Annotated in this window: 21 protein-coding genes, 1 tRNA gene and 1 pseudogene; 13 read left to right on the forward strand and 10 right to left on the reverse strand. The window is 34.9% G+C overall.

The window, feature by feature from the left end:
- Positions 1 to 17: 17 nt before the first annotated feature.
- Positions 18 to 1,031, reverse strand: a complete 1,014-nt coding sequence (locus MHHB_RS02450) for an adenylosuccinate synthetase (protein WP_131007034.1) — start codon at positions 1,029 to 1,031, stop codon at positions 18 to 20.
- Positions 1,032 to 1,294: 263 nt separating this feature from the next.
- On the opposite strand from MHHB_RS02450, the gene MHHB_RS02455 reads away from it, so the two are divergent.
- The 3 genes from MHHB_RS02455 (at position 1,295) to MHHB_RS02465 (ending at position 4,941) form a co-directional block, all read left to right on the forward strand.
- Complete coding sequence (locus tag MHHB_RS02455) at positions 1,295 to 1,459, forward strand: 4Fe-4S binding protein (RefSeq protein ID WP_131007035.1); 165 nt, start codon at positions 1,295 to 1,297, stop codon at positions 1,457 to 1,459.
- Between the two features lies 1 nt (position 1,460).
- Positions 1,461 to 2,639, forward strand: coding sequence for a geranylgeranyl reductase family protein (locus MHHB_RS02460; RefSeq protein ID WP_131007036.1), 1,179 nt, complete (start codon positions 1,461 to 1,463; stop codon positions 2,637 to 2,639).
- Between the two features lie 427 nt (positions 2,640 to 3,066).
- Positions 3,067 to 4,941 carry a molybdopterin biosynthesis protein gene (locus MHHB_RS02465; RefSeq protein WP_131007037.1) on the forward strand — a complete coding sequence of 625 codons (1,875 nt, stop codon included), beginning with the start codon at positions 3,067 to 3,069 and terminating at the stop codon, positions 4,939 to 4,941.
- Positions 4,942 to 5,411: 470 nt separating this feature from the next.
- Here MHHB_RS02465 and MHHB_RS02470 read toward each other — a convergent pair whose 3' ends face one another.
- A complete protein-coding gene (locus MHHB_RS02470; protein WP_131007038.1) occupies positions 5,412 to 6,197 on the reverse strand; it encodes a DUF7839 domain-containing protein in 786 nt (261 codons plus the stop codon).
- A gap of 206 nt (positions 6,198 to 6,403) precedes the next feature.
- On the opposite strand from MHHB_RS02470, the gene surE reads away from it, so the two are divergent.
- From surE to flaK, 3 genes are all read left to right on the forward strand, one after another.
- A complete protein-coding gene (surE, locus tag MHHB_RS02475) occupies positions 6,404 to 7,201 on the forward strand; it encodes a 5'/3'-nucleotidase SurE (RefSeq protein ID WP_131007039.1) in 798 nt (265 codons plus the stop codon).
- A gap of 73 nt (positions 7,202 to 7,274) precedes the next feature.
- The gene (locus MHHB_RS02480; protein ID WP_131007040.1) at positions 7,275 to 7,910 is read left to right on the forward strand and encodes a TIGR00288 family NYN domain-containing protein; all 636 of its coding nucleotides are present in this window, start codon (positions 7,275 to 7,277) and stop codon (positions 7,908 to 7,910) included.
- A gap of 14 nt (positions 7,911 to 7,924) precedes the next feature.
- Positions 7,925 to 8,647 carry a preflagellin peptidase FlaK gene (gene flaK / locus MHHB_RS02485; RefSeq protein WP_131007041.1) on the forward strand — a complete coding sequence of 241 codons (723 nt, stop codon included), beginning with the start codon at positions 7,925 to 7,927 and terminating at the stop codon, positions 8,645 to 8,647.
- Here flaK and MHHB_RS02490 read toward each other — a convergent pair.
- Together MHHB_RS02490 and MHHB_RS02495 are read right to left on the reverse strand one after the other, a co-directional pair.
- On the reverse strand, positions 8,615 to 9,181 hold the full coding sequence (locus MHHB_RS02490; protein ID WP_131007042.1) for a DUF2096 family protein: 567 nt from the start codon (positions 9,179 to 9,181) through the stop codon (positions 8,615 to 8,617). The genes flaK and MHHB_RS02490 overlap by 33 nt on opposite strands.
- A gap of 7 nt (positions 9,182 to 9,188) precedes the next feature.
- Positions 9,189 to 9,485 carry a DUF749 family protein gene (locus MHHB_RS02495; RefSeq protein WP_131007043.1) on the reverse strand — a complete coding sequence of 99 codons (297 nt, stop codon included), beginning with the start codon at positions 9,483 to 9,485 and terminating at the stop codon, positions 9,189 to 9,191.
- A gap of 577 nt (positions 9,486 to 10,062) precedes the next feature.
- On the opposite strand from MHHB_RS02495, the gene MHHB_RS02500 reads away from it, so the two are divergent.
- Complete coding sequence (locus MHHB_RS02500; protein WP_131007044.1) at positions 10,063 to 10,977, forward strand: diadenylate cyclase; 915 nt, start codon at positions 10,063 to 10,065, stop codon at positions 10,975 to 10,977.
- A 29-nt stretch (positions 10,978 to 11,006) separates the two neighbouring features.
- Here MHHB_RS02500 and MHHB_RS02505 read toward each other — a convergent pair.
- Positions 11,007 to 11,122 (reverse strand) — tRNA-Trp (locus MHHB_RS02505).
- Between the two features lie 246 nt (positions 11,123 to 11,368).
- Between MHHB_RS02505 and fhcD the strand changes: the two genes are divergently transcribed.
- Both fhcD and MHHB_RS02515 read left to right on the forward strand, forming a co-directional pair.
- Entirely contained in the window at positions 11,369 to 12,274 is a 906-nt protein-coding gene (gene fhcD, locus MHHB_RS02510; RefSeq protein WP_131007045.1) for a formylmethanofuran--tetrahydromethanopterin N-formyltransferase, read from the forward strand.
- 91 nt (positions 12,275 to 12,365) lie between these two features.
- Positions 12,366 to 13,069, forward strand: a pseudogene (locus MHHB_RS02515) (hypothetical protein).
- Positions 13,070 to 13,187: 118 nt separating this feature from the next.
- Here the strand turns inward: MHHB_RS02515 and MHHB_RS02520 are convergent.
- Positions 13,188 to 13,691: a UPF0254 family protein gene (locus MHHB_RS02520; protein WP_131007046.1), complete on the reverse strand. Its 504-nt coding sequence runs from the start codon at positions 13,689 to 13,691 to the stop codon at positions 13,188 to 13,190.
- A gap of 268 nt (positions 13,692 to 13,959) precedes the next feature.
- Between MHHB_RS02520 and MHHB_RS02525 the strand changes: the two genes are divergently transcribed.
- Positions 13,960 to 14,139: a hypothetical protein gene (locus tag MHHB_RS02525; RefSeq protein ID WP_131007047.1), complete on the forward strand. Its 180-nt coding sequence runs from the start codon at positions 13,960 to 13,962 to the stop codon at positions 14,137 to 14,139.
- A 52-nt stretch (positions 14,140 to 14,191) separates the two neighbouring features.
- On the forward strand, positions 14,192 to 15,760 hold the full coding sequence (gene asnB / locus MHHB_RS02530) for an asparagine synthase (glutamine-hydrolyzing) (protein ID WP_131007048.1): 1,569 nt from the start codon (positions 14,192 to 14,194) through the stop codon (positions 15,758 to 15,760).
- 287 nt (positions 15,761 to 16,047) lie between these two features.
- Here the strand turns inward: asnB and MHHB_RS02535 are convergent, their stop codons facing one another.
- From MHHB_RS02535 to MHHB_RS06455, 4 genes are all read right to left on the reverse strand, one after another.
- Complete coding sequence (locus MHHB_RS02535) at positions 16,048 to 17,178, reverse strand: FecCD family ABC transporter permease (protein ID WP_131007049.1); 1,131 nt, start codon at positions 17,176 to 17,178, stop codon at positions 16,048 to 16,050.
- Positions 17,178 to 18,227: a FecCD family ABC transporter permease gene (locus tag MHHB_RS02540; protein ID WP_131007050.1), complete on the reverse strand. Its 1,050-nt coding sequence runs from the start codon at positions 18,225 to 18,227 to the stop codon at positions 17,178 to 17,180. The genes MHHB_RS02535 and MHHB_RS02540 overlap by 1 nt, the downstream gene beginning before the upstream one ends.
- 153 nt (positions 18,228 to 18,380) lie before the next feature.
- Positions 18,381 to 18,686 carry a hypothetical protein gene (locus MHHB_RS02545; protein ID WP_131007051.1) on the reverse strand — a complete coding sequence of 102 codons (306 nt, stop codon included), beginning with the start codon at positions 18,684 to 18,686 and terminating at the stop codon, positions 18,381 to 18,383.
- A 115-nt stretch (positions 18,687 to 18,801) separates the two neighbouring features.
- Entirely contained in the window at positions 18,802 to 18,957 is a 156-nt protein-coding gene (locus MHHB_RS06455; protein WP_153801563.1) for a hypothetical protein, read from the reverse strand.
- Between the two features lie 130 nt (positions 18,958 to 19,087).
- On the opposite strand from MHHB_RS06455, the gene MHHB_RS02550 reads away from it, so the two are divergent.
- Together MHHB_RS02550 and MHHB_RS06530 are read left to right on the forward strand one after the other, a co-directional pair.
- The gene (locus tag MHHB_RS02550) at positions 19,088 to 20,461 is read left to right on the forward strand and encodes an ABC transporter substrate-binding protein (protein WP_131007052.1); all 1,374 of its coding nucleotides are present in this window, start codon (positions 19,088 to 19,090) and stop codon (positions 20,459 to 20,461) included.
- A 45-nt stretch (positions 20,462 to 20,506) separates the two neighbouring features.
- On the forward strand, positions 20,507 to 21,785 hold a 1,279-nt coding region (locus tag MHHB_RS06530), incomplete at its 3' end, for an S-layer protein (RefSeq protein WP_131007053.1).

A 21,785-nucleotide genomic window follows, 5' to 3' on the forward strand; every position in this document is an offset into this window, starting at 1 on the left:
TCCACCTTCTTTTTATTTTATTCTCTTCTATCAATAGTTTGATGTAATTCAGGTCCGGTAGAGACGAGGGTCACAGGGACACCGGTCTCTTCCTCTATCTTTTCTATAAAACTCTTTCCCTTCTCGGAGAGATCCTCGTACCTTGTAATACCATAACATCTCCTGTCATACTTGTCTAAACAGGTAATCGCTATCTGGGTAGCACCGTTTAACCTACAGACTCTCCTAGCCAGTTTATAGTCGAAGTAGCCCACTCTCCTTCTACGTCCAGTGACTGTCCCATACTCTACGAGGTTCAGCCTTTCAGCCTCTTCGATGGGCATCTCTGTGGGAAAAGGACCTTCTCCTACCCTTGTTGGATAGGATTTAAAGACAACTATAACTTCATCTACTCTTGTGGGCCCTATCCCCACATCTGCTGCAAAGGAGGAAGCTGTTGTATCTTTGGAAGTTACATAAGGATAGGTCCCGTGGTAGAGAGAGAGTAAAGTACCTTGGGTACCTTCTATTAGAACATTTTCTCCTCTATCTAAGGCCTCGTTTATTCTCTCAGAAACATCTCCAAGGTAAGGTTTTAGGGATTCTACATCCTTGGCAAGTTTCAATACTCTCATAACTCTATCTACATTTGCAGGACCACAACCTGTCCCAGTGGTACCTATCTCTTTAGCTAGATGATTGTCAGATCTATCTATCTCCCTGTGTCTACTCTCTATAATACCACAGTTGTAATCTACTATTAATCTCTCTCCTACCCTGAACTCATTAAGCATTTCTATTTCCTTTAAAAGAACTTCTGGATCTACCAGCACCCCAGCCCCAATAGCCAGTATAGAAGCCCTATTGGGAAACCCTGTAGGAACCATCCTTATACCGTATTTTTTACCGTTTACCTCTACAGTATGTCCTGCATTTGGGCCTACTCCTCCTCTTGCTACAATAGAAGGGTTATCTTTACTACATAGGTAACTGATGATTTTACCTTTACCTTCATCTCCCCACTGACCACCTACAACTATTGTGCATGTCATTCACTAACCTCCTTAAAATTTAACCTTAACCTATTTGGTTAATAAATTTATTTAAAGATTACTGTTATATAACTAGAATAATTATATCGTGGCCATGGACAAATTATCGACGATAATTAATTTATTAAAAAAATTAATTTATTAAAATTTATTAAAAAATAATAATAAAAATTGTTAAATGATAAAAATAATTTATACGAATAAATGTTATAGGCTATATTCATAAACACTTGAAAGAATATGTAAGAAACCTATGTGATAATATGAGAATAAACTACGAGAGATGTGGATACTGTGGAGCCTGTGTAGGGGTATGTAAAAGTATGGCTATAGAGTTGATAGAGAATAGAGTTGTTATATACGAGGATAGATGTAAAAGATGTAAAGCATGTATAATAGTCTGTCCATTAAAGGCATTGGAGGAATAACATGAGGTGGATATTGAAAGATGAATACGATGTTGTAGTCGTAGGTGCAGGGCCTGCAGGAAGTATGGCATCCTATTACGCCTCTAAAAATGGAGTAAAAACATTACTTGTGGAGAAATCCCAGGAAATAGGGGAACCTGTAAGGTGTGCAGAGGCTATACCAAAGTTGGAGGAGTTCAACATACCTCTCAGTGAAGAATTTGTAAGAAGTTATATAAAGGGAGGTTATCTCATAGCACCTAACGGGAAGAAGGTAGAGATTAGAGGGAGTAAGACAGAGGGATACGTTGTAGAGAGGAAGATATTCGATAAGTACCTAGCTATAAGGAGTGCAAAGGTTGGAACCAAGATAGCAGTTAAAAGTAGGGTGGTAGATCTATATCCATACAAAGATGGGTTTAAAGTTAAAGTTATCCATCTGGGGGAGGAATATACTGTAAAGACTAAAATAGTAATTGCTGCAGATGGGATGGAAAGTTCTGTAGCGGAGATGGTAGGTTTAAGGTGTAAAAAAAACCCCATGGAGGTATGCTCTTGTGCAGAATACGAGATGACAGGGGTTAAACTCCTAGACAAACATATGATGGAATTCTACTTTGGAGATCTAAGTCCAAAGGGATACGCCTGGATATTCCCAAAGGGAGATACCGCAAATGTGGGTTTAGGTGTAATAGATAAAAGTAAAAAGGCTATAGACTATCTAAACGAGTTCTTGGAACATCCTATACTGGAAGATAGGTTAAAGGATGCAACACCTGTAGAGTTTAAATGTGGTGGTGTCCCAGTTGGAGGTCCTATAGAAAGAACTGTAGATGATAACATTATGGTGGTTGGAGACGCCGCTGGACAGGTGAGTCCCCTAACAGGTGGAGGTATATATTTAGCTATGAGTTGTGGTTCCATAGCTGGGGAGGTGGCAAGTAAGGCTGTTAAGAAAGAGGATTACTCCAAAGAAACCCTTATGGAATATGAGAGGAGATGGAAGAAAAAGTTCTACAACACCTTAATGACAGAACTTAAGTATAAAAATATCCTACAGAAGTTAAATGAGGAAGATTTAAATATCATAGCCGAGGTTATAGACGATAAGTTAGAGGATATAGATGTAAAAAAGATAATATTTAAGGTCATAAAGAAAGCCCCTTCACTTTTAAAGTACTTCAAGGATATAATAGGATAAAACTATCTATACAAAGGATTTTAAAAACAAAGTGTTCTCTTTTCAGTTTGGTCTCACTGTAATTATGGACAGTAGTGATAGAATTTCCTGATAGATATAGGTAATGATGATTTAATCTTATTTTACTATTTTTTATTATTTTTGATGAATAGGATTTTTTAAATCTTTAAAAACCCTAATTCTCACCAAAAGTATAGTTTGAGAAACAACTCCTATATTCTGGATATCTCTTAATATATTGCTGTAAAATATTTATTTAGTGTTCAGAAAAGATCCCGGGGTAATATTTTTAAATTATTAGCAATAACTGTTAAGAAAATAATAATTATTAAAAATATAAAAAATATAAAAGTTAATGTTAAAAAAGTAAAATCTTACAGCAATTTCCTGGCTAGATCTTTTATAACCTTTTCTCAGGAGGGATATTATTAAAAGGTTCTTAAAACTCTCAAGTGTAGAGGAAGGAAAGAGGATAGTAAAAAAATTCTTAGATAAAATAGGATGGGAAGAGATAGATCTATTAGAGGCTGTAAACAGGACACTAGCAGAAGATGTTGTTGCAGAGATAGATGTACCTCCCTTTGACAGGGCCCTTATGGATGGTTATGCTGTGAGATCTGAAGACACCTATATGGCTGATGAAGATAACCCGGTGATACTTAAGGTTGTTGGGCGTATAAGGGCTGGAGATACTCCAAATATCCAGGTTAAAAGTGGAGAGGCTGTGGAGATAGCAACCGGGGCACCTATACCAAAGGGCTGTGATGCTGTGATTATGGTTGAATACACAGAGAAAGAAGGAGACACTGTAAAGATATACCAGGGCGTTGCACCTCATGAGAATATACAGTACTGTGGTAGCGACATCATGGCTGGAGAACTTGTCCTGAGAAAAGACACAGTACTATCTCCAAGGGATATTGGGGCATTAGCAGCTATAGGAAAGAAGAAGATAAAGGTTAAGAGGAAGTTGAGGGTGGCATTGATATCTACTGGAGATGAGTTGATAGATCCTGGAAGACCTCTGGGGGAGTGTAAGATATACGATGTTAATACTTACACCTTAGCAGCTTCTATAAGGGAGAGGGGTTGGGATTTCAAATTCTACGGCATCGTAGGAGATAAGGAAGAGGATCTTGTAAAAACTATTAAGAGGGCTATAGAAGATAACAACGATATAGTAATCCTAAGTGGTGGTACTTCTGCGGGAAGTAGTGATCTAACTGCTAATGTAATAGAAAAATTGGGAGGAGAGATATACATCCATGGAATGAAGATAAAACCTGGTAAGCCAACTGTAATAGGTAGCATACCTGGGAAGGATGGCATCCCTAAGCTGATCGTAGGTCTCCCAGGTTATCCCACATCCTGTTTAACAGTGTTTAATGTACTCTTTGAAGGGGAGAAGAGAAGTATAAGGGGACACTTTCCACTTAGATATATATCTGCAAAGGGAAGAGTAGAATATCTACCTGTATCTGTAGTTAGGAGTAGTAAAGGGTATGCTGTTTATCCAGTCCTCAAGGGTAGTGGAGCCATCACCTCCTTAACCTACAGTGATGGATATATTGTTATAGAAGAAGGTAAGGAGATACTGGAAGACGAACCTGTGGAGGTGCACCTCTTTGGAAATATAAAGTTTGGATTGAGTATTATAGGTAGTCACTGTATAGGTGTAGATATCATACTTAGGGAAAGCAACATCTATGCAAAGACTATCAATGTAGGTTCCATAGGAGGATTGTTGTCTATAAAGAGAGGTGAGGGAGACATTGCTGGAATACACCTACTTGGAGAGGATGGAGAGTACAATATCCCCTTCTTAGAGAAATACAAAGTTAGAGATGCTGTACTTATTAGAGGGTATATAAGGAGACAGGGTTTTATGGTTAGAAGGGACCTTCCCTTGGAAACCTTAGAGGATATCTTAAAAAACATTGATAGATACAGGTTTATAAACAGAAATAAGGGTTCAGGTACAAGGATACTCTTTGATAAGTTCTTAGAGGAGAGAGGTATTGACAAAAGTAAAATAAAAGGTTATAATATAGAGGCGAAAACCCACTCTGCAGTTGGAATGGCAGTTGCCACAGGTAGGGTAGATATAGGAGTAGGTATTGAAACTGTTGCAGAGATGTACAACTTAAGATTTATACCAATAGGTGAAGAGTACTATGATTTTCTTATTAGATCTGAAAAGTTGGAGGACGAAAATGTAATAAAATTTATTGAAACCTTGAAAAAGGTAGATCTACCCTTTAAAAAACCTTTAAACTGTGGAGAAATAATATACAGGTGTTAAATATCTTAGTTTTCAGCATAATTTAAAGAATATTTAATTTAAAAAAATTAAAATAAATTATAATAAAAAGTGAAAAAATAATAATATAAAAATTAAAAATAATAGAAATAACAAAAAGATGCAAAAAACCTCTTGAAAAAAGATTTAACAGGATCCTACCTTTTTGGGTTTCTGAACACTGAGATAAAGATTAGGGAATTCCTACTGTTTAAGCCCAAGGTAAATACTTGGGAAATATTGAAGAGGTAAAAAAGAAATTGGAAAGAGAGATAGAGAAGATGATAGGAGGACTTAGAGGTTTAGCCCCGAGAATGTGATAAAGAAAAATATGGAAATATAGAGACTAAGGGTAAAAATATAGTCTTTATATCAGAGTACTGGGGAAACAGAGTGGGATTTCTGTTAATCCTTTTTTACATATATTATAATAATAATTTTGATTATCTTTATGTTATAATTAAAATTATTGTTTAATCACTGCTTTTTGTAACATCTAATACCGTATATTTTACTCTGTTGTCATCTAAAATTTTAACAACTTTTTCCGTCATCTTTCCTGTTATTAAACATACAACATCACAGCCTCTCTCACAGGCCTTAACAATACCTTCTGGTACTGCAAACCTTATATCAGGTTTTATATTTAACTTCTGAGATACTACGTAGGAAACTGTTCCCATACTTGCCACTATAGCATCCTTATTATTATCTAAAACTTTTCTTATGAGATCGTAATTTACATTTCTAGAACCACCACTTATCCGAGGAGGTATTTTTAAGACTATTACCTTTCCTTTATTCATCTCTATTATACCTTCTATGTTAGTTACGGCAATGTCTTCTCCTTTTTTACCTCCTTCTACAACTTTTGCTGTAGATGAGGTTTTAACAGTCTTTGAGGCGTGAAGTAGGCCCTTTTTCATAAATAAATATACTTTATCACCGTCTTCTATGTCTTCATAGGCGATAGCAGGCCATATATCCTTGTACCTGTATATCTCCCTATTAATCTCCTCGAGGTAATTCTTAAATTGGGATATCCAGGTTTTTAATACCCTCATACCCTTATCGGTAAGGATGTACTCTCCTCTACCTCTAGATTTTATATATCCTTTCTTAAGTAGATTTCTTATATGCTCAGATACTCCTTGAACAGTTATCCCTAAGGCATCTGATATCTCTTTCTGTTTTATGTGGGGTTGTTTTCTTACAATCTCTGAGAGTATCTGAAGCTCTGTAATATTCCTTTTTTTCATAGAACCACCGTCTATAGAAGACTAAAAAAGAACGATAAAAATTTTTATAGTACTTAATACTATTTATAAAAATATATAAAATTTAATTATCTAACGCGTATAGATTTTTACCATCCACTCTTTTTATCTAAGTTACTAACAGGAGAGAGATATATCATACGGAATGCGAGATTGTTAAATAAAGCAAAAATTATCACGGTGATCGTATGGATATACTCTTAGTTAACGACGATGGTATATATTCTAACGGTTTATTGGCCTTAAAGTCTGTATTATCTGAGGAGTTAGATGCCAAGGTTACTATAGTGGCACCTACAAATCAGCAGAGTGGTATAGGTAGGGCTATAAGTCTCTTTGTACCTCTAAGAATTACCAAAACAAAACTGGCAGATGGGGATTATGGGTATGCAGTATCAGGTACCCCTACAGACTGTGTCATTTTAGGTATCTACAAGATATTGAAGAAGGTGCCAGATATAGTTATCTCGGGTATAAACGTGGGGGAAAACTTAGGTACAGAAATAACAACTTCGGGGACCTTAGGGGCTGCATTTGAAGGGGCCCACCATGGGGCAAAGGCATTGGCATGCTCTCTCCAGATTACAAAAGACCATCTAAAGTTTAAAGAGGGAGAGATACCAATAGATTTTATAACTCCCTCTAAGATAGTGGTTAAAGTAGTTAAAAAGTACTTTGAAAATGACTTCCCCTGTGATGTGATAAACCTAAATATTCCAGAGAACGCTACTGAAAATACACCTATTGAGATCACAAGGTTGGGAAGGAAGATGTATACCACACGTATAGAGGAGAGGGAAGATCCTAGAGGTAGAGAGTACTACTGGATAGGAGGAGATCCTGTAGAAGATGACGAAGAAGGTACAGATGTCTATGTTTTAAGGAAGAAGAGGCATATATCATTAACTCCCCTAACCTTAGATACCACAATAAAGAATCTTGAAGATTTTAAAAGAAAGTACGAAAGAATATTAAACTTCCCGTAGATTGCAAGTTTTAATCATTAATCTATTACATTTTATTATATACATGTGAATTAAAAATACAGTGCGTGATACTATGTGGGGGAAGTTGAAAAAGATCTGTATTAAAAAAAGTAGTGAGAGTGAGGGTAAAGATAGAATAGCACTGTTGATAGACGGGCCCAATATGTTAAGAAAGGAGTTCAACATTGATTTAGATAAGATACGAGAGGTTTTAAGTAAATTTGGTAAAATTGTAATAGGTAGAGTCTATCTAAACCAGTATGCATCTGATAAGTTAATTGAGGCTGTTGCAAATCAAGGTTTTGAACCAAGAGTTACTGCTGGAGATGTAGATGTTGAAATGGCTGTAGAAGGTACAGAGTTGATATTCAACAAGAATATAGATACTATCGCCTATATGACAAGAGATGCAGATTTTCTCCCAGCCATGAGAAAGGCTAAAGAACATGGTAAAAAAATTATAGTAATCGGTGCAGAACCTGGTTTCAGTTTAGCGATTCAGAATATTGCGGATCATGTAATTAAAATAGAGGATGACTTCACATTTGACAGAGAGAAAGTAGTGAAAAAAAAGGAGAAGAGATTGAGCAATGAGGAGGATAACTTAGAGGAGAAGAAAAAAGTGGAGAAGGAAGATGATGAAATAAAGACTGATAATGAAGATTCTAAAGGTATAATAGACAAGATTTTAAAAAATACTAAAAAATAATAAAGATGGGATTTATGGTAGATTTAATATTTTACAACTATCTCATTGGCTTAATATGTCTTGTAATAGGAGCTATCCAAGATCTTAGAAGTAGAGAGGTTGAAGATCACCTCTGGATATTTATGTCTATTGTTGGAGTAATGTCCCATCTTTATCTAACTGTAGTTAGTGGAGATATTACTTATATATTACGTTCTCTCTGTGGATTTATCCTCTGTTTTATATTGGGGTATATAATGTTTCTATTTGGAGTTGGAGGGGGAGATGGTAAATTGTTGGCAGGAATGGGAGCCCTAGTACCTAAATATACTACACCGATACACACAGCCTTTGGAAGTGTATTAAATATAGGATATATTCCTTCCTTCCCTATAATGGTATTTATCAACGGGATGTTTTTGATGGTATTTTTGCCTATAATAATACTTATAAAAAATCTTATAAGAGGACATAAACCTAAGGACATTAGACACTTAATTGCACTCTCCTTTGGTGAGAAGGTTAAAGTCAAAGATATTAGAGGTAAAAATAGACTGATAATGGGAAAGGAAGACGACATTAAACTTTTCCCATCTTCTGAGGAGGATGACTTTTCGAAGTATGATGACGAAGAAGAGATATATGTAACACCTATGATACCTTTTATAGTACCTGTTACTATATCTTATATAATAACTCCTTACATTGGGGATTATATAATCTATCTAATACTTCCCTGCTGTAGAATTATTCCTTAAAAATTTCCAAACAGTGGAGAAATTCTTCAGTGCATTTTTTACCCTATTTTCCTCCCCTTCGATTACTATATAGTTTTCAAATTCCTTACTGTACTCGAATATTACACCGTACCACTCACTGAAGTTGCTTAGAATCTCTGGCTGAAGTTCTCCATCTAATCTTATTCTTATAGATTGGATGTTATTTCTTTTTTTAACCTCTGTATTGAATAGATTTCTATCGAGGGGAAACTCTACATCTAACTTATCCATCATAGCCTGAGTAAGCTTTTCCATGTATTCCTTTATTGTATCTTCCTCACAGAGTGTAAAGAGTATAGACTGTACCTTTGCTAGTTCGTTGTTAGCTTTTAGCAGTGTGTTAAAAGAGGTGTGTTCATCTAAAAGATAGTAGGAGATTATATTCTTTGCATTTCTCAGTATGGAAAAAACTTCCTCAGGCACTTTTTTACCTTGGCGGACAAGAAGGAAGGCGAGTTCATTTAACACTACCCACTGTTTATCTACACCATAAGCACTTCTTTTATTCTCCATAGTATCACTATTTCATCTTTTTTTGGATATATCTCTGTAGAATCTTCTCTGAATCGTAGTTCAGCAATACACCCATTTTATCTAATTCTGACTTTATAACATCTAAACTGTTCCTGTCATCTATGAAGAAAACCTGATAGCTTGTAGTACCTACTATATTGAGTACTGCTATAGTATCTTCTTTTTTTAACACTCTATTTTCTAAACTGGCCCTAACTCTTATATTATGTGCTAACTCTGTCTTTAGCCCTTCCTCAACAGAGAGAATAGTTATAAGTTTTGCTGTATGCATATACTCGTCCATACCTCACACCTACAAGATTATTAATATTATTTCAAAAATCCTAATTAATTAATACTAATGGAGATTATAAAAAATTAATCAAAAAACCACATAATCGAATAAAATTATATAAAAAATTATAATAATAAAAAGAAAAAGAGTTATTAAAAATCATTTAATAGAAAGGATTAACGAAAATTCCTCTTTCATCAGTTAGACTGATTACCTTATCTATCTGATTTTTGGATACAGCCACTGAGAGATACTAAGAGTAATAACAGAAAAATAAAAAAGATATAACCATCTTTTCATAATTCTCCTCCTTTTTAATTAATCGTCTTAAAACCATTCCTATTAAAATAATTAAAATATAAAAATAGTGGATTATATAGTCTATCATATAAAATGATGTTAAATATTTAAACAATATTAAAAGTTATTGTTATTAAGTCAGTTAGAAGAGATCTACCATTAATATTAGGTTGAAATAAAATTTCAAAATAAAATTAGTGTAGTTTTTATACTACAGTTATAAGAATATACGCAAATCTTTAATTACGAAGTTGAAATTTAGGTGAAATCGAAGTACGGTGGTTCCATGGATAAAATCGAGTCTATTGTAAAACACGGTTTCTCTTTAGCTCGGGAAATAGGAGATGTTCTACTGGTATTTACCGAGACAGGTCGAACTTATAAAGTACTTAAAAAATATCTAAATAAAGAATGTGGAAAAAATGAGGGAAAAAACTTAAAAGTAGTTGTAACTACACCAAATGAAGATACCTACTCCTATTTAAAAAATGAGAAGGAGATCATACCAATACTTCTAAAGTATAGAAACAAATACAAATCCGCAATGATAAAACAGGCCATGATAAAACTCTTTGAGAACAGCCTCGTTAAAGAGAGAGATACTGTAGTAGCTATACTAGGAACTCCCAGAGCATCTGGTAATATAGATACTATCTCTCTAATAGAGGTATCTTCTAACGATTTCCTACTGAGATTCTACAGGTTTATCAACTCCCTGGAAAGTATCAAGAGGTTGGTAGTTAGCGAGGTATTGGATATAGCCATGGAGCTATCCATTGAGGGAAAGGAAGGAAAACCTGTTGGAGCCATGTTTGTAGTAGGAGATAGTGAAAAGGTCCTTAAAATGTCCAGCCAACTTATACTCAACCCTTTTAAGGGACATGATGCTATAATATTCGATAAAAGGGTAAGGGGCACAATAAAGGAACTTGCAGGTATAGATGGTGCCTTTATAATCGGTGATAGAGGGGAAGTTATATCTGCAGGTAGGTATTTGGAGCCCTTAAGTTGTACCTTAAATCTACCTCTAGGTCTTGGAGCCAGGCATTACACTGCTGCAGCAATTTCAAAACACACAGAAGCAGTAGCTATTACAGTCTCTGACTCTGGAGGTATTGTTAGGATATTTAAAGATGGAGAGATGGTTGTCGAGATTGATCCCAACAGGTTGGATCGTGAATGTTTCATTCCATGTATCTAAATATATAGATATACCTTGATATTAAAAAATGGTGGGGATACTGGGATTTGAACCCAGGTCCGGGGATTTCTCCTGCTCGGGGTTGGTCCAAGCCCATATAGGCACTTGGAGTCCCCGATGATAGGCCAGACTACACCATATCCCCACCAACATCCCTTAAAAGAATAGGAATTAGTAGTATATATATCTTTCGGATTCATGAAGTTTTTGATATAAGCAACAATGTTTATCCATCACTGATCCTATAAAGTAGTTATCAAAATATTCTATAACATCTTTTTAATACGTTGTTATATTGATGGCCCATAGAAGTAAAATAAAAATTTAAATAAAAATTTAAATAATATTAAAAAGTATTATTATAACATAACAAAATAGATAAGGTGGTAGAATGGAAATAAATGGAGTATATATAGAAGACACCTTTGCCGAGGCATTTCCTATATGGGTTTCAAGGGTTTTAATAACTGCAGCTACAAAGAGACTTGCAAAGATAGCGGCAACAGAGGCTACAGGGTTTGGATGTTCAGTGATAATGTGCCCTGCAGAAGCAGGGATTGAGAAATACGTACCTCCAACAAAGACTCCAGATGGAAGACCTGGTTTTATAATAGAGATATGTCATCCTAAGAAATCAGAGTTGGAAAAGCAACTCTTGGAGAGACTGGGACAGTGTGTCTTAACTGCACCTACAACTGCAGTATTCGATGCTATGGGCGAGGATGCAGAAGAGCATGTCAAGGTAGGGTTTAAGTTGAAGTTCTTTGGAGACGGTTACGAGAAGAAGGATAAGTTAGGAGATAGGACAGTATATAGGATACCTATAATGGGAGGGGAATTCATAGTAGAGGATAAGTTCGGTATTAAAAAAGGAGTTGCAGGGGGGAACTTCTTCATAATGGCAGACAGTAATATGACTGCACTGGTGGCGGCAGAGGCTGCAGTGAATGCCATCAGATCTGTGGAGAAGGTGATAACTCCATTCCCAGGAGGAATAGTTGCTTCTGGTAGTAAGGTAGGTGCTTCCAATCCAAAGTATAAATTTATGACTGCTACTACAAACCATAAGATGTGCCCAACACTCAGGGATGTTGTAGAGGACTCTGAAGTTCCAGAAGATGTAAATGGGGTATACGAGATCGTAATAGATGGAGTAGATGAGGAGTCTGTTAAGAAGGCTATGAAGGTAGGTATCTTGGCGGCAACAACTGTGAAAGGTGTTAAGAAGATAACTGCAGGTAACTACGGAGGTAAGTTAGGTAAGTACCAGATAAAGTTAAGGGAGTTATTTGAATAACTATAATAATTATTATTAATACTAATTTTTCATAATAGTTGTTTTATTCTTATTTTTTATTATTTTAAAAAAATTTTATAGGGGATTTAATTTGAAGGTGAAGTACCTGTTAAAAAATAACACCTACGGAGAATTTACACTGAATAAATCCTTTAATACCTATAGAGGTAAGTTGATAAAGTTTGATTTCAACGGACCTTTGGAAGGAGTTGTAATGTTGAATAAGAAAAATCATTATTATTTTTATCCCTTAAGAGCCCTCCATATGATAAAACCTGAAAATCATATACCTACAAATATCTTACCTAAAACTTCCCTCCCTACAAATCCAAAAAATATCCATGTCAAGGAAGCACTTTCAAGGATAGTAGGTAGAACCTTAAAGGTTGGATACAATAATCCTAAAACAGCTTATTTGGGAAGACTCTTAGGATTTACAAGGGGGTTTTTTCCTGGACTCTCGCCCTGGAAATTCATGGGGAAATATACCTATTGATAAACCCTGACTATTTTATATATTACGGTACCGAGTGGATTATCCCTAGAAATAATCCCCCATATGTGCCACCGGTACTTGTAAACTTAACAAAAACTACTCAGTATCTAAAGAAATCCCTCTTGGAGGAGGTATTTTTAGAACCGATGTATCCTCGTATAAATATAGATAACAGGGCGTATGTATATCCCTATGGTGTAGTTTCAAAGGATGAAGATTTAAAGAGACATATAGAGACTGTCCTAAAGAGGCATGGTCTCTACTTTTATAAAGAACAGGATTATATCTGTCAAAATTAAAATTATAAACCCTTAGTTCCCATTAGAGTAGTGATTAAAAAGAAGACATTTAGTTTTATTTTTATTATTTCATTATTATTTTTTTATTTTTTAACTATCACTTTGATGTGGATTGGGGTTATAATAATCTTATACTATATTCATTACTTAAAATCTCGACAAGTTTATTTAAGGTTTTAGATACACCATTTTCTGATCTTTCAACTAAATTTTTCCCAGTTAGTATATCTCCATATATATCAGTTGTAAATAGATACCTCCTGTTATCTGTAAGGATACATATACCTCCTCTGCCAATGCCTGCTGTAGTTCCTATTGCTATATTACACCTTAACTTGTTTTTCAATCCCTTTGCCATTAGATATGCTACTTCAATGTCCTTTTTTTCATTGTATACTTTGGCGTATCTGTATGTGTAATCTGAAGGTGGTAGTTTTATATTTAGAATACTTTCTATAACATCCTTCTGAGGTAGAAACATCGATGCTATAACATATATATTTTTATTAAAAATAGGGTAATAAGGATGTCCTTTTACATCTTCGTATCCCATAGCCATCTTATGTAGAATAACTCCTATTTTTCCATGTGTAAAACACTCTGCAGTGGCAACAGAGAGCATAGTATTATCCCTCTGGGACTAAAGTTATTAATTATCTAACTCTCTATTTATACTAATAATTTAAATAATAAATTATGGTCCTAGAGAAAACTATTTTTTAGGTATTCGACTATATATTCAGGGAAAGTTAGTACAGATGGAATTTTATACTTTGAATGTGAAAAATAAGTATTAAAATAATGTGAATATTCCTCCAAATTACTAAAGAATTAAATATGAGTTATACATATTAAATATAAAAGCTAAGTGAATAATAAGGGGTGTATCTATGAACAAGGAGATAATAATAGATATAATAGAAACCTTTGAGAAGAATAACGTCGGTATTCAACTATCGGTTGGAGGTCAAAAAACCTTGGAGATCACAGTGAAAGATAAAAAAATAGATATAAATATTATAGATCCTTCAAAAATTGGAGTATTAATAAAGGAGATAGGTTTAAAATAATCTCTATTTCTTTTTTACAATATTAAAACATCTAACACCCTAAGGGGTGTATATGTGCTCTATAAGTGGAATTATTATAAAAGATGATGAAGGCTCTAGTATTAGAGACAGATTAAGAGAGCATCTCATTAATATTATGAAGATTCTAAAACATAGAGGACCAGATAGTTCTGGAATGATGCTCGATGATGAAGTTGTATACTTTAGGGATTTTGAGGATACTCTAAGTTCTAATCTTAGAAAACCTAACAGGCTTGGATTGGGACATAACAGGTTAGCCATCGTAGGTAATGCAAGTCAACCTATTCCCAATGAAGATGAGAATGTATGGGTTATCTGCAACGGAGAGATATACAACTACTACGAACTTATGGAGGATTTGGAAGATAGACATAACTTCTACACTGATACTGACAGTGAGATTATAGTACATTGCTACGAGGAGATGATACTTCAAGAGTTAGATGGGGAGTATGCATACTGTATATATGACAAGGAAGAGAATAAACTGCTACTAGGGAGAGATACCTTTGGAGTAAAACCTCTCTTTTACATAGATACTGAGAAATACTTTGCCTTTGCCTCTGAGAAAAAGGGACTGTGGTATCTACTGAAAAGTATAGATAATCTATCCTTTGAGGAAATATATAACTATCCTGTAGTATCACTCCATCCAAACAGCCATATGATATACGACTTAGACGAAAACAGATACTACATAGTTAGAGATGTCCAAAAGATAAGGGTAAATTACTTCAACAGGTATAAAAATGGTGACGACAACAGGGAGTACGAGATATATAAAAAAGAGGTGGAGAGAGTCCTATGGAATGGGGTGATAAAGAGGGTAAGAGGACTGGATAAGGTAGGGGTTGTGTTTTCTGGAGGAGTAGATAGCACCCTTGTGGCAAAGATGGCGTCAGAATACTGCAATGTGATCCTCTATACTACAGGTTTAGAAGGCAGTGAAGATGTAGAGTATGCCGAAAGGGTAGCTGAAGATTTGGGACTAAAACTTAGAAAGAAAATAATAGATAAGGAAGAATACGAGGAGTATCTCCTGAAGGTGGCCTATGCAATAGATGAAATAGATCTAATGAAACTCTCAGTGGGGGTACCTATATACGTGGCATCGGAGATGGCTAAAAGGGATGGAATAAAAGTAGTACTATCTGGGCAGGGAGCAGATGAACTCTTCGCAGGGTATAAGAGGTATCAGAGGATACTTATTACAAAGGGAGAGGAAGAAGTTAAGAAGGTACTTTATAAAGATGTGATGAACATCTACAGGATGAACCTCGAAAGAGATGATCACTGTACAATGGCAAACAGTGTGGAGTTGAGAGTACCCTTCTTAGACAAGAGTGTAGTTGAAGTTGGGCTCTCCCTCCCTGTACAATACAAGGTAAACGAAAGGGAGAGAAAGATAATCCTAAGGGATATTGCCAAGAAGTACATCCCAGAGTATATTGCCAATAGGCCTAAGAAGGCGGCTCAATATGGCAGTGGCAGTGAGAAGATGATATATGCAGTAGGTAAAAGTTACGGCTACTCGAAGAGAAAAATAAATATATTCCTCAGAGATGTGATTTTAAAGAAGATGGAAGATATACATACCTAGGTTGCTGTATATATTAAAAAAATAATATTAATTACAATAATAATCAGGAATATTTTCTAATGGAAATTAGAACTAATAATAAAAATATCGAAAAATCTCCATTAATAGAGGTTCTATGCTATTAAAGAGAAGGAATTAACAAAGTTATACTCTTCTCTCCCTGTATCTAGGGTAGACTAATGAAGATAACAACTGTTAATGACTGTATATTCATTCTTTTTTATAACATTTTTAATAAATAAAGATTAACAGAAATCTAGTTATCTTTACCAATTCTTACATTATGACTACTGTATCTTTATACTCTTCTCCCCCTTGTATACTAAGTATATTACCAACAACCCTCCTACTATATCTAAGATAGAACCTACAGGTAAAATCTGGGCAGGATGGTTTATACCATAGAGATAATAGATAGGTACCCAATATTTCACAGATATTATATGAGCAATGAGCATCAAGATAACCCCAAGGAGCATCGTTGTAGGTAATAGCCACCTATGATCTGAAGTTTTTATTACAGACCTTGCCATATAAGGAGCAGCTATTCCTACAAATGCCATAAGTCCAAGGTAAGGAACTATGGCTCCAACAACAAAAGATGTTAGTAGTAGTATCGCTATCCTAACCTTTTTTACATCTAATCCAAAACTCCTAGCATAAGATTCTCCAAAGAGTAAGGCGTTTAGAGGTTTTATTAAAAATACACTACTTATTACAAAGATTAGAGTAATTATAGTAAGAGATGGAAGGTTATTTAGATTGACTCGTGTTAAACTTCCAACTATAAACATATAGTATTCCAGAATAGAGAGTTCTTTCCCATTTGCTATTAGATAGGAACTTATACCTCTAAATAGATAACTGAAGAGGAGGGCAACGATTAGAACACCATTTACATCTTTAACCCTGAGTGCTATTATGATAAGGATTATTAGAGATAGTATACCTCCACACCAACCAGCAACTATCTTCTCATCTATGTTGAAAATTTTGAAGAGATTTGCAATACTGTTTACAAATATTACTAAGGTAACTGCAAATAGTACACCACTGGATATACCTGTGGTATAGGGAGAAGCTAGTAAATTTTTAAAGAGTGTCTGAAGCATTAAACCACATGCAGATAGGGTTATCCCCACGATGATGGCTCCGAAAATTTGGGGAAAACGTATTTCTTTTAATAGTATATATTTAAATTTCTTCTTTTCACTTAGAGGAGGTATATAAAACAGATCTTCTCCAGTGATTTTATGGTATATACTGTTTAATGTAACCTTCATTTGATATAGGATAAAATCTGTAGTATCTTCCAAGGTAATAGATCTGGCATTCCCTCCATAATACATACCTAGTATAACAAGTATTACAACGGAGATAAGTAGAATAAATACTATAAAGGGTCTGTAATACTCCATTATATCCCCATACGTTTTACCTTTAAGTATATCAGTATAGCTATAGGTGCTCCTATTATGGATAGAGGACATAAGAGAGGTAGGTTGTTAGAGGATGTAGGTATTAGAACTCCAGGCCTTGTGAGTATATCTGCAAATATTACAAATATAGAACCTAAGATAGCAGTTGTAGGTATTACATAGAGGTGCTTTGAAGTTCCCACTATCATCCTACTTACTATAGGACATACTATCCCCACAAAGGCTATAGGTCCAGTAAAGGCCACCACCGTTGCAGTTAATATGGAGGAGAGTATTACCAACCACCTTCTTAAACTCTTAATATCCGCCCCTACACTCTGGGCGTACATCTCACCAAGGAGGTTAGCATCAAGTTTTTTTGATAGCAATACATAAGCTAAAATAACTACAGGGATGATTATCACAGTCATAATGTATATCTGATCCCAAGTTAAATTATTTAGAGATCCCATACCCCACATAAGATACTCAGAGAGTTCAGATCTCTCTTCACCGAGAAAGTCTGCAGTATATACTACTATGGTGGTAAATCCAGAGGCTATGGCACCTATCATAATACCGCTTATCAGTAAAGTTGCAGTCTGTTTAACAACCCTTGCAATGTTGATAACTACAAACATAGTAATCAGAGAACCAAGATAGGCTGCAAGGATAAAGCCGTATAGTGAGTGGGGAAAACCTAAGTTAAAAAGTAGGGATGTAAATATATACAACACAACACCTAAGGAAGCTCCACTTGCCACACCCATCAAATAGGGATCTGCTAAGGGATTCCTAAAATATCCCTGCATAAGTATCCCTGCAACTGCAATACCCATTCCAACAACAATTGCCCCAACTGTTCTCGGTAATCTCAACTCCCCTATAATTTTATCAACAATTGGATTTCTAGAAGTTCCCTCTAAGAAATATTTTTCCAGTTGATCATTCTTTATGGGAATAGTACCTTCTTTAATACTAATATAGGATAAAACAGTGAGTATAATTACTGATATAAAAAATACAATTAGAAATCTTTTGTATTTCAAAATTTCACCTTTTGATATTAGTAATCACAATGATAATAAAAATAAAAGTTACTTTTTCGAAAATTCCAACTTACAATATATATTGATTCGAAGTGATCCTTTAAAATAATAAGAGAACAGCAAAAGATAAATGAATTATCTTTCCTTTAATCATTAAAAGATCCTTTTTAAAAAGTTCGATATAATCTCGATTATCCATGAAAGTATATTACTTCCTTTCCCACTCTCTGTTTTTTCGTTGATACTTTGACTATTATTAACTATCTCTAAGTTATAGGTTATAGAAGGTAGTGTAATAGCTCTACCATTTTCATCTGAAGCTACTGCATCAAATTTAATAGGTACAATACCTTCTTTTAATGCCTTTCCTTCTACCGTGAGTAAATGAAAATCTGAATTTAAAGGTTTATCAAAGATAGCAAATGAAATAAATACTGAATTATTTTTTAAATCCAACATATAGAACGTTCCAGCCTTTTCTTTTATTTCCCTGTTCCCAGTTGCATTTATAAATTTGATATACTTTACACCGTATATTGGAGTGTCGATTTTACACTCAAAACCAGAGATATTCCTAATTTAAATTAACATATATATCTATCTTAAAATTTTCACCTACCTGTACCTTTTTTGGCATATCTATGTTTAAACTAATATCTTCTAATGCCAAAACTGTTTCTGTTAATAGTAATACCGTAAATAATGTGAGTATATAGAATATTTTTTTCATAACTTATCTCCTATATTTTTATACCCAAATAAATTTTAAATATTGTAAAATAAACCGTAAAATATAAATATAAATGGTTATTGAATATACTATCTATTATTAGAATATAAAAAATTTTTGGGTGAGTGGCATGTCAAAAAGTATAAATATTGGTCCTAGAATAATACTAAATGCAATATTTTTATTATTAGTACTAATATTAATAACCCCTGTATTTGCAGAAGGTAACTACAACTACAGATTTGGAGATGTAAATGAAGATGGTAAGATAGACATTACAGATGTGGTGTATCTATTTAAACATAGAAATATATCTCTTGAAGATGGAGATTTAAACTGCGATGATAAGATAGACATTACAGATGTGGTGTATCTATTTAAAAACTACAATGAATTGAAAAAACCCATAAAGTACGCTCAACATATGAATTTAACTTACTACGATAAGAACGGCAATGTAGTAAATCCCTACGAAGGGGATAGTTGGGCCTACAAGATATTTGTAGATGCCACAGGTCAGAGATTTCTACTGAAGAACGAGTCTGAACCAATACCCGAATGGGCTAAAGGGAAGTACGATATAGTAATAAATGTACCACTGAAGAACGTTGTCGTCATGAGTTCAACAGAGATTGCACTTATGATGCCCCTAAACGACAGTGAATCTGTGATATCCTCAATAAAGGGGATTATGTGGGGTGGTGGATACAAATGGTACTTTGAGGAGATAAACAGGAGCCTTGAGAATGGATCGATAATAGACGTTGGTTCAACTTACAATCCAAACTGGGATAAAATAGTAAATATATCTCCCCAGGTAATATTTGTATATCCAGGATACGATGGGGATGCAATAATTGAAAAGTGTAAAGAGTTAGGTATAACCTATGTAGCAGATGCTGAATACTTGGAGCCAACATGTCTCGGAAGATGTGAATGGGTAAAGATGTTTGCAGCATTCTACAACAAGGAGGATGTTGCTAAGAGATACTTTACAAGAGTTGAGAAGAGGTCCTTCGATGTTAAAAGAAAAACCTATAACTGTGATCCAAACGTGTTAGTTGCCTGGGGTGAAAACTATCCAAAGTGGGGAGGTACTTACGTACCTGAGGCCCAATCCTACGTTGCCACTGAAATAACGGACTTCTGTCATGCATCATATATATTTAGTGACTATCCTGGTACAGGTAGTGCAACGATAGACTATGAAACCTTTGCAGAGAGGGCAAAAAACGCTGATGTATGGATAGTACCATCATCAACCACCTGGTTAAGTACCTTTAAGGAGGATCATCCAGGGTACGAGACATTTAAGGCTGTAAAAAATGGTAGATTGTTCTGTGAAAGTGATGACTACTGGCAACTTGGGCTTATGAACACCGACGAAGTCCTGATGGATTTAGGTACTATAATACACCCTGAGGCATTCAAAGGAAGAACTACACACTTCTTCCTAAAATACAACCCAGATACAAATACTGCAAAACCTTACACTGCAGAATAGGCTAAATTTAATACTTTATATTAAACAACGATCAGGTGATTAGGAATGAAGTGGAAGTTTTTACTAATACCAATTTTACTAATGTCACTGGTTGGTATCTGTTATGGGGAGAACATCACAGTGGAACTCCTACCTAGCAATATAGAGGCAAATATTGGAGATACTTTTAACTTAAGTTTAATTGTAAAAAATGTTCCTGAAGCTGAACATGAGAAATGCGCAGGTTTTGAAACTTATATATGTTATGACTCCAATATCCTGAATTTAAGTAATATTCAATTGAGTAATATTGGAGAGAGTGCTGATTTAAAAATGGTAAATCTCTCCTCTGGATTCATATCCTTAGCATGGCTCTTTAACCCAGTTTATGGTAATTTTACAATAGCCACTATCTCCTTCAAGGGGTTAAATCCTGGAGAAACAAATATAACCCTGAAGAATGTGGTAATATCTACAGAGGATGGATACGAGTATAAAAATGTATCAACTTATCCAGCAACGGTTGTAATTAAACCCTACACCACAACCATCACTGTAACTGTACCTACACCAAACCTAGTAATAGAAAATATTACTACAACCACTCCAATATACAACAATACCCCAACTGAGATAAACATAACAATAGCCAACGATGGTACTGCTAACGTAACTACCACATTTCCAGTGGAAGTAACCATTAAAGATGACGCAGGAAATGAGGTATATACTAAAACACAAGATGTAAGCGGATTAAATGTGAATGAAAGTATAACCTTAACCTTCAACTGGACTCCTACCAACACTGGAGATTACAACATCACAGCAGTTGTAGATTCAAACGATACCGTAAATGAATCAAATGAAAGTGATAACACCTACACCACAACCATCACTGTAGTTACCTTATCAAGTAGCACATCATCAGGAAGTAGTATATCATCCTCAGGAGGAGGCGGATCCCCAGTATTTAAAAATCCTTACCCAGATGTAGCTCCAGACATTAAATCAATAAAAATAAAAGAAATAGTACATAAAGCAAAATTAATAGTAGGTTCTAATATAGATGTCAATCTGTCAGCAAAGGACTTAAAAACAACATTTGTTCTAACAAATAAACCTCTCGATATAGAAGAAGATTGTATCTTAATAGGAGGGCCGGTGGCAAACCCGATTGTGAAAAAATACTTAGAGATTTTTCCAGTAAAGGTAACTAACGAATACCCAGGGAAGCACAGAGGAGTAATAGAGGTGACAAAGATCAACGGCCATACAGTAGTTCTTTTGGCAGGCTCAGACAGGTGGGGTACAAAGGCAGCAGTGGAGTACTTTAAAACCTTAGAGG

Origin of the sequence: Methanofervidicoccus abyssi (assembly GCF_004310395.1) — an archaeon.
GTDB lineage: Archaea > AGJL01 > Methanococci > Methanococcales > Methanococcaceae > Methanofervidicoccus > Methanofervidicoccus abyssi.

What these genes read in the sequence shown, in the direction of transcription:
- MHHB_RS02480 (WP_131007040.1), top strand. Translation starts at nt 7,275, where the DNA reads ATGTGGGGGAAGTTGAAAAAGATCTGTATTAAAAAAAGTAGTGAGAGT.
- MHHB_RS06455 (WP_153801563.1), bottom strand. Translation starts at nt 18,957, where the DNA reads ATGAAAAAAATATTCTATATACTCACATTATTTACGGTATTACTATTA.
- flaK (WP_131007041.1), top strand. Translation starts at nt 7,925, where the DNA reads ATGGTAGATTTAATATTTTACAACTATCTCATTGGCTTAATATGTCTT.
- MHHB_RS02550 (WP_131007052.1), top strand. Translation starts at nt 19,088, where the DNA reads ATGTCAAAAAGTATAAATATTGGTCCTAGAATAATACTAAATGCAATA.
- asnB (WP_131007048.1), top strand. Translation starts at nt 14,192, where the DNA reads ATGTGCTCTATAAGTGGAATTATTATAAAAGATGATGAAGGCTCTAGT.
- MHHB_RS02490 (WP_131007042.1), bottom strand. Translation starts at nt 9,181, where the DNA reads ATGGAGAATAAAAGAAGTGCTTATGGTGTAGATAAACAGTGGGTAGTG.
- MHHB_RS02525 (WP_131007047.1), top strand. Translation starts at nt 13,960, where the DNA reads ATGAACAAGGAGATAATAATAGATATAATAGAAACCTTTGAGAAGAAT.
- MHHB_RS02535 (WP_131007049.1), bottom strand. Translation starts at nt 17,178, where the DNA reads ATGGAGTATTACAGACCCTTTATAGTATTTATTCTACTTATCTCCGTT.
- MHHB_RS02520 (WP_131007046.1), bottom strand. Translation starts at nt 13,691, where the DNA reads ATGCTCTCTGTTGCCACTGCAGAGTGTTTTACACATGGAAAAATAGGA.
- MHHB_RS02545 (WP_131007051.1), bottom strand. Translation starts at nt 18,686, where the DNA reads ATGTTGGATTTAAAAAATAATTCAGTATTTATTTCATTTGCTATCTTT.
- MHHB_RS02470 (WP_131007038.1), bottom strand. Translation starts at nt 6,197, where the DNA reads ATGAAAAAAAGGAATATTACAGAGCTTCAGATACTCTCAGAGATTGTA.
- MHHB_RS02455 (WP_131007035.1), top strand. Translation starts at nt 1,295, where the DNA reads ATGAGAATAAACTACGAGAGATGTGGATACTGTGGAGCCTGTGTAGGG.
- MHHB_RS02460 (WP_131007036.1), top strand. Translation starts at nt 1,461, where the DNA reads ATGAGGTGGATATTGAAAGATGAATACGATGTTGTAGTCGTAGGTGCA.
- MHHB_RS02450 (WP_131007034.1), bottom strand. Translation starts at nt 1,031, where the DNA reads ATGACATGCACAATAGTTGTAGGTGGTCAGTGGGGAGATGAAGGTAAA.
- MHHB_RS02495 (WP_131007043.1), bottom strand. Translation starts at nt 9,485, where the DNA reads ATGGACGAGTATATGCATACAGCAAAACTTATAACTATTCTCTCTGTT.
- fhcD (WP_131007045.1), top strand. Translation starts at nt 11,369, where the DNA reads ATGGAAATAAATGGAGTATATATAGAAGACACCTTTGCCGAGGCATTT.
- MHHB_RS02500 (WP_131007044.1), top strand. Translation starts at nt 10,063, where the DNA reads ATGGATAAAATCGAGTCTATTGTAAAACACGGTTTCTCTTTAGCTCGG.
- surE (WP_131007039.1), top strand. Translation starts at nt 6,404, where the DNA reads ATGGATATACTCTTAGTTAACGACGATGGTATATATTCTAACGGTTTA.